This is a genomic window from Rhodanobacter glycinis (genome assembly GCF_006438785.1).
In the GTDB taxonomy this organism is placed as follows: domain Bacteria; phylum Pseudomonadota; class Gammaproteobacteria; order Xanthomonadales; family Rhodanobacteraceae; genus Rhodanobacter; species Rhodanobacter glycinis_A.
Genome location: NZ_RCZB01000004.1, coordinates 38,006 through 57,237 on the forward strand (window position 1 = coordinate 38,006; position 19,232 = coordinate 57,237).

Consider the following 19,232-nt stretch of genomic DNA (forward strand, 5'->3'; position numbering starts at 1 on the left):
GCTCAATCCGCGCTGCCGCCAGTGCCGGCCAGAGCGGCTTCGTACATCGCGTAGTGGCAGCGCTGCATGCCTAGGCCTTCGTAGGTCGCCTGCGCACGCTGATTCTCGGTTTCCACGTACAGTCGCACGCCCACCGCGCCAGCCGCCGCCGCACGCTGCGCCACCGCCGCATACAGCGCGCGGAACACCCCGCCGCGGCGCGCGTCGGGGCTCACGTACACGCTCTGGATCCACCAGAAATCGCCATCGCGCCAGTCGCTCCATTCGTACGTCACCAGCAGACTGCCCACTGCCACGCCATCGCGTTCCGCCACCAGGTAGAAGCCGCGTCGCGGCTGTTCGAACACACCGGCGACGCCGCGCTGCAGGGTGTCGCGGTCCAGTTGCCGGTGTTCGGTTTCCCATGCCATTGCCGCATTCCATGCGACGAGTTCGGGCAGGTCGGTGAGGCGGGCGGCGCGAATCGACAACGACACGGCATGACTCCGGCAATGGGACGAGGGCGCATCGTAGCGTGCGCGCTCTTCACACGCAGGGGCGTAGCGTCCGAGCGGAAGCCGGCGGCCGCGGCAGCTCGTTGTGGACAGCGCCAGGCCATGAACCCCAAGGAAAAGCGTACTTGAATATCGGCAGTCTCCTCGATCTGCTCAAGCTGCGGCGTCTGCGCGCGTTCCGCCGTCGACGCGCGGCCGCGCACGCGCGCCCCGAGCAGGAGCCGGCGCTGCGCTCGGAGCTGTTCAGTGCCGAGCAGATGGAACGGCACGGTCAGGCGCTGGCCGGCCAGCACCGGGTGAGCGCGCGCTCCAGTGCCGACCTGCTGCTGACCCGGCTGGCCGACAACGAGGCGGTGCTGACCCACACCTGCGAACGGTTGACCAACGCGACCCGGCGCAAGCGGCGAGTGACTCCGGCCGGCGAGTGGCTGCTGGACAATTTCTACCTGATCGAGGAACAGATCCGGATCGCCCGCCGGCATCTGCCGAAGGGTTACAGCCGCGAACTGCCGCGCCTGGACAGCGGCCCCTCGGCAGGCCTGCCGCGCGTGTACGACATCGCGCTGGAAATCATTTCGCACGGCGATGGCCGGGTCGACACCAGCAGCCTGCAGCGCTTCATCGGCGCCTACCAGAGCGTAACCCCGCTCAAGCTGGGCGAGCTGTGGGCGATCCCGATCATGCTGCGGCTGGCGCTGATCGAAAACCTGCGTCGCGTCGCCGCGCGGGTGATGGCGGACTGGCGCTATCGCGGCAAGGCCGTGCGCTGGGCCGACAGCATGACGGCGACCGCCGAACGCGATCCCAAGAGCGTGGTGCTGGTGGTCGCCGACATGGCGCGCTCGAACCCGCCGATGACCGGACCGTTCGTGGCCGAGATGGCGCGCCGGCTGCAGGGCCAGAGTCCGGCGCTGGCGTTGCCGTTGAGCTGGATCGAGCAGCGCCTGGCCGAATCGGGCCAGAGCATCGAGCATCTGGTGCAGTCGGAGGCACAGCAGCAGGCCGCCAACCAGGTCACCATCAGCAACAGCATCGGCGGCCTGCGCGCGCTCTCGGCGATCGACTGGCGCGAATTCGTCGAGCGCAGCAGTGCGGTGGAGCAGCTGCTGCGGCAAGACCCCGCCGGCGTCTATGCGGCGATGGATTTCGCCACCCGTGACCGCTATCGCCACGTGGTGGAAGCGCTCGCCCGTCGCCATCGGCTGACCGAGCTGGAGGTGGCCGAGGCTGCCGTTGCGCTGTGCCAGCCCGCCGCCCCGACCGACACCACTACCTCGTTGCCGCAACATGTGGGCCTGTACCTGATCGACCGCGGCCGGCGCCGGCTGGAGCGCCACCTCGGCATCCGGCCGCGACTGGTCGAGAGCCTGCGCCGCGGCTTCGACCGCGCGCCGCTGCCGGTCTACCTGGGCCTGCTGGCATTGCTGACGTTTGCGTTTGCACAGCCGCTGGTGCTGGCTGCCGCGCACGATGGCCTGCCGCTGTGGGCGCTAATCGCGATTGCCATACCGGCCACCCTGCTGGCCAGCCAGCTGGGCTTGAGCCTGCTCAACTGGATGGCCACGCTGGCGGTGGCGCCACAGCTGCTGCCGCGGATGGACTATTCCGAAGGCATCCCGGCCAGCGCACGCACGCTGGTGGCGATACCCAGCCTGTTCGCCAGCGTGCAGGACGTCGAGGACCTGGTCGAGGCGCTGGAAGTGCGCTTCCTCGGCAACCGCGACGAACACCTGCACTTCGCCCTGCTCACCGATTTCGCCGATGCGGACAGCGAAACCCTGCCCAGCGACGATGCGCTGCTGCGGCTGGCGCAGCGGCGCATCGAGGCGCTCAACGAGCACTACGCCAGCGTCGAGGCCGATCGCTTCTTCCTGTTCCATCGCCCGCGTCGCTGGAACGCCGCAGAACGATGCTGGATGGGCCACGAGCGCAAGCGCGGCAAGCTGGCCGATCTCAACGCGCTGCTGCGCGGCAACGCGCACGACCGTTTCATGCTGGTCGTGGGCGACATCGCGGCGCTGCCAGCGGTGCAATATGTGATCACGCTGGACACCGACACCGAACTGCCGCGCGACTCGGCGCAGGCATTCGTCGGCACCATCGACCACCCGCTCAATCGCGCGGTGTACGACCCGCGGCAGCGGCGCGTGGTGTCCGGCTACGGCATCCTGCAGCCGCGCGTGGGCATCAGCCTGCCCAGCACCGCGCGCTCGCGCTATGCACAGCTGTACGGCAGCGATGCCGGCATCGATCCGTATACGCAGATGGTTTCGGACGTCTATCAGGACGTGTTCCACGAAGGCTCGTTCATCGGCAAGGGCATCTACGCGATCGACGCGTTCGAGCTGAGCCTGGACGGCCGCTTCCCGGAAAACCGCATCCTCAGCCACGATCTGGTCGAGGGCTGCCACGCTCGCGCGGGCCTGCTCAGCGACGTGCAGCTGTTCGAGGAGTACCCGGCGCGCTACGGCGCCGACATCAAGCGCCGCCACCGCTGGATTCGCGGCGACTGGCAACTGCTGCCGTGGCTGCTGCCGTGGGCGCCGACCGCGCACGACGGCTGGCGCCGCAACGCGCTGACCGCGTTGTCGCGCTGGAAGATCCTCGACAACCTGCGCCGCAGCCTGGTGCCGACATCGTTGCTGGTGTTGCTGGTGACCGGCTGGCTGGCGATCTCGCCGGTGTTCTCGTGGACGCTGGCGGTGCTGTCTATGGTGCTGGTGCCGCCGTTGCTGTCGGCCCTGCTGGAGCTGGTGCAGAAGCCGCGCGAAGTGCAGATCGACCAGCATCTGCGGGCCGGATTCAACGCCGGCATGCTGCATTTTGCGCGGATGGCGCTGGCGCTGGCGTGGCTGCCGCACGAGGTGCTGTATCAACTCGACGCGATCGTGCGCACGTTGTGGCGGGTGACGATCAGCGGTCGCCACCTGTTGCAGTGGCAGACTTCCAGCGAGGTCGAGCGACGCAGCAGCAACACACCGGCGACGCTGTGGCGGCTGATGTGGATCGGTCCGCTGCTGGCACTGCTGCTGGGCGTGGCACTGACCCTGCAGCGCCCGATGGTCTTGCTGCTGGCCGCGCCGTTGCTGCTGCTTTGGCTACTGTCGCCGGCGCTGGCGTGGTGGATCAGCCAGCCGCGCAAGCCCGACGCGTTTGCGCCAACGCCGGCACAAACGCGCTTTCTGCGCGTGCTGGCGCGCCGCACCTGGGCGTTCTTCGATACCCATGTCGGCCCGGCCGACCACTGGCTGCCGCCGGACAACCTGCAGGAACGCCCCGGGCCGGTGATCGCCCACCGCACCTCGCCGACCAACATTGGCATGACGTTGCTGGCGAACCTGGCCGGCTTCGACTTCGGCTTTCTCAGCGCCTGCCGCCTGCTCGATCGCACGAACGACACGCTGGCGACCATGCAGCAGCTGCCGCGCCATCGCGGCCATTTCTACAACTGGTACGACACGCAGAGCCTGCAGCCACTGGCGCCGCTGTACATCTCGGCGGTGGATAGCGGCAACCTCGCCGGCCACCTGCTGACCTTGCGGCCGGGCCTGCTGGCCGTGATCGGCGAGCCGGTGTTCCAGTCGCGCGTGCTGCAGGGCCTGCTCGACACCGTGCATGTGCTGGATGACACGCTCGACAGCAATGGCAGCCGCGCACTGGATCCGATGCGGCAGGAACTGCAGGCCGCACTGCTCGTGCCGCCGACCACCACCGGCGCGGCGCTGACCCTGCTGCAACGGCAACTGGATCATGCCCACGCACTGGCGCAGACACTGGCGCCCGAACCCGGCAGCGACGCCGAGTTCTGGCTCAGCGCGTTGCTGGAGCAATGCAGCGACCTGTGCGACGAGGCCACCCTCTTCAACCTCGATCCACCGCCCGACGACGACGCCGGCTTCAGCGGCATTCCCACCCTGCTGCAGCTGGCGCGGGCCGAGCCGCTGTGCTGGCCATCCGGCGCCGGCGCCGAGGGCATGCGCGAACGGGCGCGCGAACGCATTGTGGCGATCGAGCGGCTGGCGCAGCAGGCCGGCGAACTGGCGCTGATGGACTATCGATTCCTGTATGACAGCGCGCGCGACCTGCTGGCCATCGGCTACAACGTGGACGAGCGTCGGCTCGACGCGGGTTACTACGACCTGCTCGCCTCGGAGGCGCGGCTGGCCAGTTTCGTCGGCATCGCGCAGGGCCAGCTGCCGCAGGACAACTGGTTCTCGCTGGGCCGCCTGCTGACCACCAGTGGCGGTGAACCGGTGCTGCTGTCGTGGACCGGCTCGATGTTCGAATACCTGATGCCGACGCTGGTGATGCCGAGCTACGAAGGCACCTTGCTCGAGCAGACCTGCCGCGCCGCGGTGGCGCGCCAGATCGAATACGGCAGCCAGCTCGGTGTGCCGTGGGGCGTTTCCGAATCCGGCTACAACACGATGGACGCGCACTTCACCTATCAGTACCGCGCGTTCGGCGTACCCGGCCTCGGCCTCAAGCGCGGGCTCGGCGACGATGTGGTGATCGCGCCATACGCTACCGCGCTGGCCATGATGGTTGCGCCGGCGGCAGCCACCAAGAACCTGCAGCGGCTGGCCGACGCCGGTGCCGCGGGACGCTTCGGCCTGTACGAGGCGATCGACTACACCCCGGCCCGGCTGCCGCTGGGGCAGGCCTCCGCGCTGGTGCAGTCGTTCATGGCGCACCACCAGGGCATGAGCCTGCTGGCGCTGGCCTATGCACTACTGGACCGGCCGATGCAGCGGCGCTTCGAATCCGATCCGCAGTTCCAGGCCACCAGCCTGCTGCTGCAGGAACGCGTGCCCAAGACCGCGGCGGAATACCTGCATGCGTCCGGCTTCCCGGAACTGGACGGCAACCCGCGCGTGGCCGAAGCGCGGCTGCGCGTGTTCGCCGATCCGGATCGCGCGCGACCAGCGGTTCAGCTGCTGTCGAACGGCCGCTACCACGCGATGATCAGCAGCGCCGGCGGCGGCTACAGCCGTTGCGGCGAGCTGGCGCTGACCCGCTGGCGCGAGGACAGCACGCGCGATCACTGGGGCATGTTCTGCTACCTGCGCGACGTGGCCAGCGGCGAGTACTGGTCCACTGCGTACCAGCCCACGCTGAAGAAGACCGAGCAGTTCGAGGCGATCTTCTCCGACGCGCGCGCCGAGTTCCGCGTGCGCGAGCGCGAGTTCGACGCGCACACCGAGATCGTGGTGTCGCCCGAAGACGACATCGAGCTGCGCCGCACCCGCATCACCAACCGCAGCCGCACGCGGCGCACGATCGAGCTGACCAGCTATGCCGAGGTGGTGCTGGCACCATCGCTCGCCGATGCGCTGCATCCGGCCTTCAGCAAGCTGTTCGTGCAGACCGAGCTGGTGCCCGAGCTGCAGGCGATCGTGTGCACGCGCCGGCCGCGCGCGGCCGACGAACACGTGCCGTGGATGTGCCACCTGCTGGCCGTGCACGACGCCCACATCGACGCGATCTCGTACGAGACCGACCGCGCACGTTTCATCGGCCGCGGCCGCAACGTGGCGCAACCGCAGATGCTCGATCGCGAGCAGGCGCAACTGTCCAACAGCGATGGTTCGGTGCTCGATCCGATCGTGGCGATCCGCTGCCGCATCACGCTGGAACCGGAACAATCGGCCACGATCGACTTTGTCACCGGCATGGCCGAGCACCGCGACGGCTGCCTGCGGCTGATCGGCAAGTACCGCGATCGCCACCTTGCCGACCGCGTGTTCGACCTGGCCTGGACGCACAGCCAGGTGCTGCTGCGCCAGCTCAACGCCAGCCTCGCCGATGCACAGCTGTACGAACACATGGCCACCTCGATCATCTACCCAAACGCGAACCTGCGCGCCGAGTCCGGCATCCTGCGCGGCAACCGGCGCGGGCAGTCGGGCCTGTGGGGGCAGTCGATCTCCGGCGACCTGCCGATCGTGCTGCTGCAGATTGCCGACCCGGCGCGCATCGAACTGGTGCGCCAGCTGGTGCAGGCGCACGCGTACTGGCGGCTGAAAGGGCTGGCGGTGGATCTGGTGATCTGGAACGAGGACCGCGCCGGCTATCGGCAGGAGCTGCAGGACCAGATCATGGGCCTGATCGCCTCGGGCAGCGAGGCGAGCCTGCTCGATCACCCCGGCGGCATCTTCGTGCGCCCGGCGCAGCAGCTGTCCGGCGAAGACCGCATGGTGATGCAGGCCAGTGCGCGCATCATCCTGGCCGACAATCGCGGCAACCTGGCCGAACAGATCAGCCGACGCCGCGCGGAAACACATGCGCCGCGCTTCGAACCGAGCAAGCCGCGACGCATCCCGTCGGTGTCGCCGATGCCACCCTCGGCGCCATCGGCGCTGCAGCTGGCCAACCCGCATGGCGGCTTCAGCGCGGACGGCCGCGAGTATGTGATCACGCTGGCGCCGGGCGATGCCACGCCGGCGCCATGGGCCAACGTGCTGGCCAACCCGCACTTCGGCACGGTGATCTCCGAGAGCGGCAGTGCATACACCTGGGGCGAGAACGCGCACGAGTTCCGGCTCACGCCGTGGCACAACGACCCGGTCAGCGACGGCAGCGGCGAGGCGCTGTATCTGCGTGATGAGGAAACCGGCCAGGTCTGGTCGCCCACGCCGCTGCCCGCGCGCGGCAGCGGCGACTACATCACCCGCCACGGCTTCGGCTACAGCGTGTTCGAGCACGTCGAGGACGGCATCCACTCCGAACTGTGGATCTACGTGGCGCTGGATGCCTCGGTGAAATTCTCGGTGCTGAAACTGCGCAACGCCTCTGGCCAGCCGCGCCAGCTCAGCGTCACCGGCTACGTCGAATGGCTGCTCGGCGATCTGCGCGAGCGCACGTCGATGCACGTGGTCACCGAGTCGGATCCGGCCAGCGGCGCGCTGTTCGCCCGCAATGCCTACAACACCGAGTTCCCGAACCGCGTGGCGTTCTTCGACGTGGACGACCCCGCCCGCGGCATCGACGGCGACCGCCGCGAATTTATCGGCCGCAACGGCAGCACCGCGGCGCCCGCCGGGTTGGCCCGCGCGCATCTGTCCGGCCGCCTCGGCGCAGGGCTGGACCCCTGCGCGACCTTGCAGATGAGCGTGGCGCTGGACGACGGCGAGCAGCGCCAGGTGATCTTCCGGCTCGGCCTGGGCCGCGATGCCGCCGACGCCAGCGCGCTGGTGCAGCGCTTCCGCGGCAGCGGCACCGCCGCGCAGGCGCTGGAGAAAGTTCGCGCGCACTGGGCCCGCACGCTGGGTGCCGTGCAGGTTCGCACGCCCGAGCCGGCGCTCGACGTGCTGGCCAACGGCTGGTTGCTGTATCAGACCATTGCCTGCCGGATCTGGGCGCGCAGCGGTTACTACCAGTCCGGCGGCGCATTCGGTTTCCGTGATCAACTGCAGGATTCGATGGCGACCCTGCACGCCGCCCCAGAACTGTCGCGCGCGCAATTGCTGCTGTGTGCGGCGCATCAGTTTCCCGAAGGCGACGTGCAGCACTGGTGGCACCCGCCGCTGGACCGCGGCGTGCGCACCGCCTGTTCCGACGACTACCTGTGGCTGCCGCTGGCCACCAGCCGCTACGTGCTGGCCACGGCCGATACCGGCGTGCTGGAACAGCGCGTGGGCTATATCGAAGGGCGGCCGCTGCATCCGGGCGAGGAGTCCTACTACGACCTGCCGCAGCCATCGGGCCTCAACGAGACGCTGTACCAGCACTGCGTGCGCGCGATCGAGCACAGCCGGCCGCGCGGCGCGCACGGCCTGCCACTGATCGGCGCCGGCGACTGGAACGACGGCATGAATCGGGTCGGCGAAGCCGGCCGCGGCGAAAGCGTGTGGCTGGGTTTCTTCGCCTGCGAGGTGCTTTCGCGCTTCGCCGAAGTGGCCCGCCTGCATGGCGACGAGGCCTTTGCACTGCGCTGCGAAGGCGAGGTGAGCCAGCTGCGCGTGGCGCTGGAGCAGCACGCGTGGGATGGCGCCTGGTACCGCCGCGCATACTTCGACGACGGCACCCCGCTGGGTTCCAGCAGCAACGACGAATGCCGCATCGACTCGATCGCGCAGAGCTGGTCGGTACTGTCCGGCATCGCCTCGCCCGAGCGCCGGCTGCAGGCGATGAACTCGCTGGACCAGCATCTGGTGCGCCGCGATGCCGGCCTGGTGCAGCTGCTCGATCCGCCGTTCGACAAGTCCAAACTCGACCCCGGCTATATCAAGGGCTACGTCCCCGGCGTGCGCGAGAACGGCGGCCAGTACACGCATGCCGCGATCTGGGCCACGATGGCATTCGCCGAACTGGGCGACAGCGCCCGCGCGTGGGAACTGCTGCGCATGATCAACCCGGTCAGCCATGGCATCGGCGACGCGCAAATGGACGTCTACAAGGTCGAGCCGTACGTGGTCAGCGCCGACGTCTACGCGGTCGAACCGCACGTCGGCCGCGGCGGCTGGAGCTGGTACACCGGCTCCGCCGGCTGGATGTACCGGCTGATCATCGAGTCGCTACTCGGCCTGCGCCTGGAAGCCGGCAAGCTACGCTTCACGCCGGTGCTGCCGGCGCAGTGGGAAGGTTTCTCGCTGGACTATCGTTATCGCGACACGCAATACCGCATCAACCTGCGCCAGAGCGAGCCCGGCACGCTGAGCACCGTATGGCTGGATGGCGCGGTGCAGGCGGATGGCTGTATTCCGCTGGTCGATGACGGGACCGAGCACAGCGTCGAGCTCAACCATCCGCGCACTGCGTGATCCACATCGTCGGTGAGGCGAGAGGCCGCGCCGCCTTTCGTCCCATGCAACACTGCAAGATCAGGCGGCGGGATTAGACTGCACTTGACTCCGGCGTAGGGCCTCATCGTGCAGCAGGCAAGGAGAGTACGCATGAACTACAAGGGCAGCTGCCACTGCGGCAGGATCTCGTTCGAAGTCGAAGGCCAGATCGACGGGGCATTGGCCTGCAACTGTTCAATCTGCCAGAGAAAGGGTTCGCTGCTCTGGTTCGTGCCGCAGGAAAAATTCCATCTGCTCACGCCCGAGAATGCGGCCAGTACGTACACCTTCAACAAGCACGTCATCAAGCGCCGTTTCTGCCCCGATTGCGGCATGCAGCCGTACAGCGAGGGCACCGATCCGAAAGGCAACGCGATGACGGCTATCAATATCCGTTGTCTCGAAGGCGTCGACCTTGCGACTATTCCAGTGCAGAACCACGACGGTCGCTCGGCATAGGCCGGTGATACCCACCCTTGGAGAAGCAAATGAAACACGCGCTTGTGCTCATGGTTTTACTTCTGGCTGCGGCGGCGTTCTATATCGCAGGCAGCGCAACCGGCGCCGTAGTTCTTGTGGGCATCGGCCTGCTGCTGGAACTCGGGTTCTGGTTCGGGCTCATTCGAAGGCCGCGCAGCAAAAGCCGGGTCGCCTGACGCCTGCACAGGCATCTTCAGGGAGTGCGCTGCGTGCCATGCACTGTTGATGCCGCTACCGGGTAACTGCTGCGTCTACTGTTCATTTGGCAGCGTCAAATGCCCGCCGATGCAACAGGACGGCTCGTGCTGCGGCAGTAGTGGCACATAGAGAATCATCCAGGCCGCAACATCGGTGCGCCTCACGTGCGTTTGTGGGTCTCCCGGAGAATTGAACGATCCTGTCCCGGCATCGCCTACCGATCCCGACACCGGTGGGCGCCCTGCAAAGCGATAACGAGCCATGCTGCTCCACTACCCGCGCAGTTTCCTGCGCCGCTCGCGTCGACCTCGTCATGGTTGGACTTATGCATCGGTTTAACCTGCCGACATGCAGGCTGGAAGGTAAACCCGAGATGCGGCATGGTTGAGGCAACATCCGACATGCCGCATCGTGTGGCTCGGGCGCCGAATCAACAGCGCTACCGGCCTTGCCCTCATGGAGAGAACGCCCGCTATGCCGACACAACGCTCGGATGCCTTGGTTTTTTTCGGCGCCACTGGCGACCTGGCCTACAAGCAGATCTTCCCCGCGCTGCAGGCGATGATGCTGCGCGACGGGCTGGACGTGCCGATCATTGGCGTGGCGCATTCCGGCTGGAACGTGGAGAAGCTACGCCAGCGCGCGCATGACAGCCTGGCGCAGGCGGCGAAGCATCGGGGCGGCGACGTCGACGAGGCCGCGTTTGCGAAGTTCTCGGCACGCCTGCAGTACGTCGATGGCGACTACAACGATCCGGCCACGTTCACGCAGTTGAAGCAGGTGCTGGGCAGCGCCAGTGCGCCGCTGCATTACCTGGCGATACCACCGAGCCTGTTCGGCGTGGTGGTGAAGAACCTGCAGCAGGCCGGCTGTGCGGACAACGCGCGGGTAGTGGTGGAGAAGCCCTTTGGCCGCGACCTGGCCTCGGCGCAGGCGCTCAACCGCACGTTGCACCGGGTGTTTCCGGAGTCGGCGATCTTCCGCATCGACCACTACCTGGGCAAGGAGCCGGTGCAGAACCTGCTGTACTTCCGCTTCGCCAACACCGTGCTGGAACCGGTGTGGAACAACCGTTATGTCGACAGCGTGCAGATCACCATGGCCGAGCAGTTCGGCGTGGATGGCCGCGGCAGTTTCTATGAGGGCGTCGGCGCGATCCGCGACGTGCTGCAGAACCACCTGCTGCAGGTGACTTCGTTGCTGGCGATGGATGCGCCGATCGGCAACGACCCGGTCTCGCTGAATGCGGAAAAGCTGCGGCTGTTCCGCGCGATGCGCCCACTCGATCCGGCCGAAGTGGTGCGCGGCCAGTTCAACGGCTATCGCGGGGTCGAGGGCGTGGCGCCGGATTCCAACGTGGAGACCTTCGTGGCGCTGTGTCTGCACATCGACACCTGGCGCTGGGCCGGGGTGCCGTTCTACATCCGCGCCGGCAAGAACCTTCCGCTCACCACCACCGAGGTGATGGTGGACATGAAGACGCCGCCGTTGTCGGTATTCGACGAGATCACGCCACCGCAATCGAATTACTTCCGCTTCCGGCTCAGCCCCGAGGTGATCATTGCCGAAGGCATGCGCGTCAAGCGGCCCGGCGAGACGATGCAGGGCGAGCCGGTGGAGCTGGTGGCACGCCACCATTCAGAGCCGGAGAAACCGCCGTACGAACGGCTGCTCGCCGACGCGATCCGCGGCGATAATGCGTTGTTCACCAGCGACGAATGCGTCGAGGCCGCGTGGGCGGTGGTCGACCGGGTATTGCACCACCCGGGCAGCGTGAGCTTCTACGAGCCCGGCAGCTGGGGACCGGCCGATGCCGCGAAGATCGTCAGCAGTGCCGAAGGCTGGCACGACCCGCAAGCCGAGGCGAGCGAACCATGCTGAGCAATGACGTCCCCGCCACCGCGTCGGTGGTCTTCCTGCTCGACGTCGACAACACCCTGCTCGACAACGACCGTTTCGCCGCCGACCTCGGCGACACGCTGCAGCAGGCATTCGGCGCCGCCGCGCGCGAACGCTACTGGGCGATCTATGCGCAGCTGCGCGACGAGCTCGGCTATGCCGACTACCTGGGCACGCTGCAGCGCTTTCGCAGCGGCCTGGACAACGATCCCTCGTTGCTGCAGATGTCGAAGTACCTGCTGGAATATCCGTTCGCCGAGCGGTTGTACCCGCACGCACTGGCCACCGTCGCGCACCTGCGCACGTTGGGACCCACGGCCATCCTGTCCGACGGCGACGTGGTGTTCCAGCCGCGCAAGATCCAGCGCGCTGGCCTATGGGACGCGCTGCGTGGCGAGGTGCTGATCTACCTGCACAAGCAACGCATGCTGGTGGCGATGCAGCAGCGCTACCCGGCCGCGCACTACGTGATGGTGGACGACAAGCCGCAGATCCTGGCCGAGATGAAGCAACACCTTGGCCACCGGCTCACCACGGTGTTCGTGGAGCAGGGCCACTATGCAGCGCAGGCACCCGCAGATGTGCGTGCGGCGGCCGATATCCATATCGCGTGCATCGGCGATCTGCGCGAGCGTAAGCTTGTCGATTTCCTGCCCGACGCTCCCGTCATCAACCTTCCGGCAGACTGAAACCCCCACCCGTATCGAACTGGAGTCATGGAGCAAGCATGAAAGCGACCCGTCAACTGCACGAACTCGGCCAGAGCCTGTGGCTGGACAACATCACCCGCAGCCTGCTCGACGACGGCACGCTGGCGCGCTACATCGCGGAAGATTCGATCACCGGGCTGACTTCGAACCCGAGCATCTTCGATGCCGCAATCGGCGATGGCGACGCCTACGACGCCGGCGTGCACGCCAAGACGCTGGCCGGTCTGTCCGGTGAGGCGCTGTTCACCGAGCTGGCGCTGGAAGACCTGCGCCGCGCCGCCGACCTGTTCAAGCCGGTATTCGACGCCACCCATCAGGTCGACGGCTGGGTCTCGATGGAAGTGTCGCCCTTGCTGGCCGCCGATACCGCCGGCTCGATCGCGGCAGCGAAGAAGATTCACGCGCAGGGTCGGCGCGACAATTTGTTCGTGAAGATTCCCGGCACCCCCGAGGGTGTGCCGGCGATCGAGGAGGCGATCTTCCTCGGCATCCCGATCAACGTGACCTTGCTGTTTTCGTGCGCGCACTACCAGGCCGTGGCCGAAGCGTACATGCGCGGCATCGAGCGCCGCCTCGCCGCGGGCCTCGATCCGAAAGTCGGTTCGGTCGCCTCGCTGTTCATCAGTCGCTGGGACGTGGCTGCCAACAAGCAGCTGCCGGACGAACTGCACAACAAGCTCGGCATCGCGGTGGGCCAGCAGACCTATCGCGCCTACCGCGAACTGCTCGCCTCGTCGCGCTGGCAGAAACTCGCCGACGCCGGCGCGCTGCCGCAGCGCCTGCTTTGGGCCAGCACCGGCACCAAGGACCCGTCCGCGCCCGACACGCTGTACATCAGCGCGTTCGCCGCGCCCGACACCATCGACACGATGCCCGAGAAAACCCTGCATGCGTTCGCCGACCACGGTCAGCTGCATGGCGTTATGGCGATTGACGGCGGCGACGCCGACGACACGCTGGCGCAGATCAGCAAGGCCGGCGTGGACATCGATGCGCTGGCGCTCAAGCTGCAGCAGGACGGCGCCGACGCGTTCGTCAAATCGTGGCACCAGCTGCTGCAACGGATCGCCGACAAGGCCGCAGCGCTGGCCGACAAGTCAAAAGGACCCGCGCTGCGATGAGCCACCCGAAACTCACTACCTTGCCGCAGTGGCGGGCGCTGCAGCAGCACTTCGCCACGATCGGTCCGAAACATCTGCGCGAACTGTTTGCTGCCAGTCCGCAGCGCGGCGAACGGCTGACCGTCGAGGACGTCGGGCTGTACCTGGACTACTCCAAGCAACGCGTCGATGCCGACACCTTGCAGCTGCTGCGCGAGCTCGCCGCAGCCTGCGCGTTGCCGCAGCGGATCGAGGCGATGTTCCGCGGCGACAGGATCAATACCACCGAGAACCGCGCGGTACTGCACGTGGCGCTGCGCGCACCGGCCACCGAGAAGATCCTGGTCGACGGCCATGACGTGGTGCCGGACGTCCACGCGGTACTCGATCGCATGGCCGCGTTTGCCGAACAGGTGCGCAGCGGCGCGTGGCTGGGCCACGGCGGCAAGCGCATCCGCAACGTGGTCAGCATCGGCATCGGCGGCTCCGACCTCGGCCCGGTGATGGCGTACGAGGCGTTGCGCGATTACAGCCGGCGCGACATGACATTCCGATTCGTCTCGAACGTGGATGGCACCGATTTCGCCGAGGCGACACGCGATCTCGATGCCGCCGAAACGCTGTTCATCGTGTGCTCCAAGACCTTCACAACGCTGGAGACGCTGAGCAACGCGCACGCCGCACGACGCTGGTGCCTCGCTGCGCTGGGCGACGAGTCCGCGGTGGCGAAGCACTTCGTGGCGGTCTCCACCAACGCCGACGAGGTGGCGAAGTTCGGCATCGACACCGCCAACATGTTCGGCTTCTGGGACTGGGTCGGCGGACGCTACTCGATGGATTCGGCGATCGGCCTGTCGACCATGCTGGCGATCGGCCCGGCGCAGTTCCGCGAGATGCTCGCCGGCTTCCATGCGATGGACGAGCATTTCCGGCACACGCCGCTGGAACGCAACCTGCCCGCGTTGATGGGCCTGCTGGCGATCTGGAACACCAATTTTCTCGACGCAGCCACGGTGGCGGTGCTGCCGTACGAGCAATACTTGAAACGCTTTCCGGCTTACCTGCAGCAGCTGACGATGGAGAGCAACGGCAAGCACGTGACGCTCGACGGTGCGGCGGTCGATTACGCCACTGGGCCGATCTACTGGGGCGAGCCGGGCACCAATGGCCAGCACTCGTTCTACCAGCTGATCCACCAGGGCACGCGGCTGGTGCCATGCGATTTCATCGGCTTCGGCCAGACCCTGAACCCGCTGCCGGCACAGGGCGGCGGCGACCAGCACGACCTGTTGATGGCGAACCTGATCGCCCAGGGCGAGGCACTGGCGTTCGGCAAGACCGCCGATGAGGTGCGTGCCGACGGCACGCCCGAGGCACTGGTGCCGCATCGCACGTTCGAAGGCAACCGGCCCAGCAGCACCATCCTCGCCGCGAAGCTGACCCCCCACGTGCTGGGCACACTGATCGCGCTGTATGAGCACAGCGTATTCGTGCAAGGTGTGATCTGGGACATCGACTCGTTCGACCAGTGGGGCGTGGAGCTGGGCAAGCAGCTGGCGAAAACCACTATCGCCGAACTGACCGCGCCGGACGAACCGAAGCTTGCCCACGACAGCTCGACCAACCACCTGATACGCCGCTATCGCCAGCTGCGCGATGGCCAGACAACGGAACGTCCATGACCCAGCAGATCAGCCCCCTCGCCGGCAAGCCGGCGCCAGCGTCGATCCTGGTCGATGTGCCGAAACTGCTGGCCGCCTACGTCGACCTCAAGCCCGACCCCTCGGTGCCGGCACAGCGCGTGGCGTTCGGCACCTCCGGCCATCGCGGCAGTTCGTTCGAGCGCAGCTTCAACGAGACGCACATCCTGGCGATCAGCCAGGCGATCTGCGAGTACCGGCGTTCGAAAGGCATCGACGGCCCGCTGTTCATCGGTGCGGACACCCACGCCCTGTCGCAACCGGCGTTCGAGAACGCGCTGGAAGTGCTGGCCGCCAACGGCGTCGAGACGATGATTTCCAGCGGCGGCGAATACACGCCGACGCCGGCGGTATCGCACGCGATCCTGGTCTACAACAGGGGGCGCACGAGCGGTCTCGCCGACGGTATCGTGATCACGCCGTCGCACAACCCGCCGGACAACGGCGGCTTCAAGTACAACCCGACCAACGGCGGCCCGGCCGACAGCGACATCACCAATTGGGTGCAGCAGCGGGCGAACGCATTGCTTGAGAGCGGCCTGAAGGACGTCAAGTGCATGCCTTACGCGCTGGCGCGCAAGGCGGCCACCACGCACGAACGCGACTATCTCAACAACTACGTCGCCGACCTCGCCAGCATCGTCGACTTCGATCTCATCCGCAGTGCCGGCGTGCACATGGGCGTCGATCCGCTGGGTGGCGCCGGCGTGCACTACTGGGCGCCGATCGCCGATCGCTACCAGCTCGACCTCACCGTGGTCAGCGCGGTGGTCGACCCGCAGTTCGCCTTCATGAGCGTGGACTGGGACGGCAAGATCCGCATGGACCCGTCGTCGAAGTACGCGATGCAGCGGCTGATCGGGCTGAAGGACCAGTACGACGTGGCGTTCGCCTGCGACACCGACCACGACCGCCACGGCATCGTCACCCGCAGCAGCGGGCTGATGGAGCCGAATCATTATCTGTCGGTGATGATTGACTACCTGTTCCGCCATCGGCCGCAGTGGGGCGCGCATGCCGCGGTGGGCAAGACCGTGGTCAGCACCGCGCTGATCGACCGCGTGGCCAAACGGCTCGGACGGCAGCTGTACGAGGTGCCGGTCGGTTTCAAATGGTTCGCACCGGGCCTGTTCGACGGCTCGCTCGGCTTCGGCTGCGAGGAAAGCGCCGGCGCCTCGCTGCTGCGCCGCGACGGCACGGCGTGGGTCACCGACAAGGACGGCCTGGTGCCGGCGTTGCTGTCGGCCGAGATCACCGCGCGCGAGGGCAAGGACCCGGGCGAGCTGTATGCGCAGCTGACCCGCGAACTCGGCAAGCCGTTTGCCAGCCGCGTCGATGCCGCCGCCACGCCGGCGCAGAAGGCGAAGCTGGCGAAACTGTCGCCCGATCAATTGAAGAGCGACCAGCTCGCCGGCGAGAAGATCGAGCAGGTGCTGGACAAGGCGCCCGGCAACGGCGCGGCGATCGGCGGCATCAAGGCCATCGCCGCCAGCGGCTGGTTCGCTGCGCGACCGTCCGGCACCGAGGCGATCTACAAGATCTACGCCGAAAGCTTCAAGAGCGAAGAACACCTGCAAGCGCTGCTGAAGGAAGCCCAGGGCATCGTCGACAGCGCGCTCGCGTAACCTCATCCATCACCGGAGATACCGCCATGTCCAACGCCCTCGACCAGCAATGCATCGACCTGCTGCGCTTCCTGTCGGTGGACATGGTGCAGAAGGCCAATAGCGGCCACCCCGGCCTGCCACTGGGCGCCGCGCCGATGGCCTACGCGCTGTGGACGCGGCAGCTGAAGCACAACCCCGCCAATCCGCACTGGCCCGACCGCGATCGCTTCGTGCTGTCCGCCGGCCACGGCTCGGCGCTGCTGTACAGCCTGCTGTTCGCCACCGGCTACGACCTCACCCTGGACGACATCAAGCAGTTCCGCCAGTGGGGCGGCAAGGCCCCCGGGCACCCCGAGTACGGCCACACGCCAGGCGTCGAGATCACCACCGGCCCACTGGGCCAGGGCCTGGCGAACGCGGTGGGCATGGCGATCGGCGAGGCGCACCTGGCCGCGCGCTACAACCGCGACGGCCACCGCGTGATCGACCACCACACCTGGGCCATCGTCAGCGACGGTGACCTGATGGAAGGCGTGGCCAGCGAGGCCGCCTCGCTGGCCGGCCATCTCAAGCTGGGCAAGCTGGTCTGCCTGTACGACGACAACTACGTGACGCTGGCCGGCGGCACCGACATCACCTTCTCCGAGGACCGCGCGAAACGCTTCGAGGCGTATGGCTGGCAGACCATCCACGTGGCCGACGGCAACGACCTGGTCGCGATCCATGCCGCGCTGGATGCGGCCCGCGCCGACACCACCCGGCCCTCGCTGATCCTGGTACGTACGCATATCGGCTACGGCTCGCCCGAGCAGGACACGTTCAAGGCGCACGGCTCGCCGCTGGGCGTCGAGGACGTCAGGAAGACCAAGGAGAAGCTGGGCTGGCCGGTCGAACCGGACTTCCTGCTGCCGCCGCCGGCGCTGGCGCATTTCCGCGAGGCACTGGATCGTGGCGTGGCGGCCGAGCGTGCCTGGAACAGCCGTATGGACGTCTATACGAAAACCTTCCCCGAGCTGGCGACCGAGTTGCAAGGCCGCCTGGATGGCGAACTGCCGCTGGGTTGGGATGCGGACATCCCGGTGTTCCCCGCCGACGCCAAGGGCCTCGCCACCCGCGTCGCCGGCGGCAAGGTAATGAACGCGATCGCGCCGAAACTGCCCGCGCTGGGCGGCGGCTCGGCCGACCTCGATCCGTCCACCCACACCGCGCTGAAGGGCCTGGGCGACTTTAATCCGCCGCTGGTGCCGGGCGAAGACAGCCAGGGCTCCGACGGCGGCGGCTGGAGCCATGCCGGGCGCAACCTGCACTTCGGCGTGCGCGAGCATGCGATGGGCGCGATCGCGAACGGACTGGCCGTGCACGGCGGCTTCGTGCCGTACGGCTCGACCTTCCTGATCTTCTCCGACTACATGCGCCCGGCAATCCGCCTGGCCGCGCTGATGGGCATCCACGTGGTGCACGTGTTCACCCACGACAGCGTGGCACTGGGCGAGGACGGCCCCACCCACCAGCCGGTGGAACAGCTGGCCAGCCTGCGCGCGATCCCCAACCTCAGCGTGATCCGCCCCGCCGACGCGAACGAGACCGCGGTGGCGTGGAAGGTGGCGCTGGAATCGACCAAGCATCCAGTGCTGCTGGCGCTGACCCGGCAGGACGTGCCCACGCTCGACCGCACCCGTTACGCCAGCGCCGACGGTTTGCGCAAAGGCGCCTATGTGCTGAGCGACGCGAGGGACGGAAAGCCGTCATTGATCCTGATCGCCAGCGGCTCGGAAGTCGGACTGATCCTCGAAGCCGCGGACCAGCTGCAGGCCGATGGCATCGCCGTACGCTGCGTGTCGATGCCGAGCTGGGAACTGTTCGATGCGCAGCCGCAAAGCTACCGCGACGAAGTGCTCCCGCCTGGCGTGACTGCGCGGCTGGCGGTGGAGCTGGGTGTATCGCAAGGCTGGGACCGCTACACCGGCGCGCACGGCGACATGCTCGGCATCGATCACTTCGGCGCCTCCGCCCCGGCCGATGTGCTGCTGCGCGAATTCGGCTTCACGGTCGCCAACGTGGTGGCGCGGGCGCGTGCCTTGCTGGCCGGGTGACGCCCCTCGCGACGGCATCTGGCTAGCCTTCATCTGGTGTTGTGGCTGCGTGGTCGGCCGATGATCGGGATGGCAGGGAGGCCGCCGTGGGCGTAGTGCTTGGGGCCGCGATCGGCTGGGTGAGCGTGCGGGTTTGCTGTACCGGCTTGCCAGCTCCGGGCCGATCCG

Annotated in this window: 11 protein-coding genes; 10 read left to right on the forward strand and 1 reads right to left on the reverse strand. The window is 67.4% G+C overall.

Translation table 11 applies throughout. The features are described 5' to 3' along the window. Positions 1-2: 2 nt before the first annotated feature. Positions 3-476 carry a GNAT family N-acetyltransferase gene (locus tag EAH75_RS14175; protein WP_140805925.1) on the reverse strand — a complete coding sequence of 158 codons (474 nt, stop codon included), beginning with the start codon at positions 474-476 and terminating at the stop codon, positions 3-5. Between the two features lie 143 nt (positions 477-619). Between EAH75_RS14175 and EAH75_RS14180 the strand changes: the two genes are divergently transcribed. From EAH75_RS14180 to tkt, 10 genes are all read left to right on the forward strand, one after another. Beyond that, positions 620-9,256, forward strand: a complete 8,637-nt coding sequence (locus EAH75_RS14180; protein ID WP_140805927.1) for a glycoside hydrolase family 94 protein — start codon at positions 620-622, stop codon at positions 9,254-9,256. Between the two features lie 132 nt (positions 9,257-9,388). Then, positions 9,389-9,736 carry a GFA family protein gene (locus EAH75_RS14185; protein ID WP_140651451.1) on the forward strand — a complete coding sequence of 116 codons (348 nt, stop codon included), beginning with the start codon at positions 9,389-9,391 and terminating at the stop codon, positions 9,734-9,736. Positions 9,737-9,765: 29 nt separating this feature from the next. Beyond that, positions 9,766-9,933, forward strand: a complete 168-nt coding sequence (locus tag EAH75_RS19640; RefSeq protein WP_161596199.1) for a hypothetical protein — start codon at positions 9,766-9,768, stop codon at positions 9,931-9,933. Positions 9,934-9,982: 49 nt separating this feature from the next. After that, positions 9,983-10,084: a GDCCVxC domain-containing (seleno)protein gene (locus tag EAH75_RS20060; RefSeq protein WP_275669866.1), complete on the forward strand. Its 102-nt coding sequence runs from the start codon at positions 9,983-9,985 to the stop codon at positions 10,082-10,084. A 345-nt stretch (positions 10,085-10,429) separates the two neighbouring features. Beyond that, on the forward strand, positions 10,430-11,836 hold the full coding sequence (gene zwf, locus EAH75_RS14195; RefSeq protein ID WP_140651456.1) for a glucose-6-phosphate dehydrogenase: 1,407 nt from the start codon (positions 10,430-10,432) through the stop codon (positions 11,834-11,836). Further along, positions 11,830-12,543, forward strand: coding sequence for an HAD family hydrolase (locus EAH75_RS14200; RefSeq protein WP_140651459.1), 714 nt, complete (start codon positions 11,830-11,832; stop codon positions 12,541-12,543). Before zwf ends, EAH75_RS14200 begins: the two co-directional genes overlap by 7 nt. A 38-nt stretch (positions 12,544-12,581) precedes the next feature. Next, complete coding sequence (tal, locus tag EAH75_RS14205) at positions 12,582-13,685, forward strand: transaldolase (RefSeq protein ID WP_140805929.1); 1,104 nt, start codon at positions 12,582-12,584, stop codon at positions 13,683-13,685. Continuing rightward, entirely contained in the window at positions 13,682-15,346 is a 1,665-nt protein-coding gene (gene pgi, locus EAH75_RS14210) for a glucose-6-phosphate isomerase (protein ID WP_140805931.1), read from the forward strand. Before tal ends, pgi begins: the two co-directional genes overlap by 4 nt. Then, entirely contained in the window at positions 15,343-16,989 is a 1,647-nt protein-coding gene (gene pgm / locus EAH75_RS14215; protein ID WP_140805933.1) for a phosphoglucomutase (alpha-D-glucose-1,6-bisphosphate-dependent), read from the forward strand. Before pgi ends, pgm begins: the two co-directional genes overlap by 4 nt. Positions 16,990-17,015: 26 nt before the next feature. Beyond that, entirely contained in the window at positions 17,016-19,064 is a 2,049-nt protein-coding gene (gene tkt, locus EAH75_RS14220; RefSeq protein WP_140805935.1) for a transketolase, read from the forward strand. Positions 19,065-19,232: the final 168 nt, after the last annotated feature.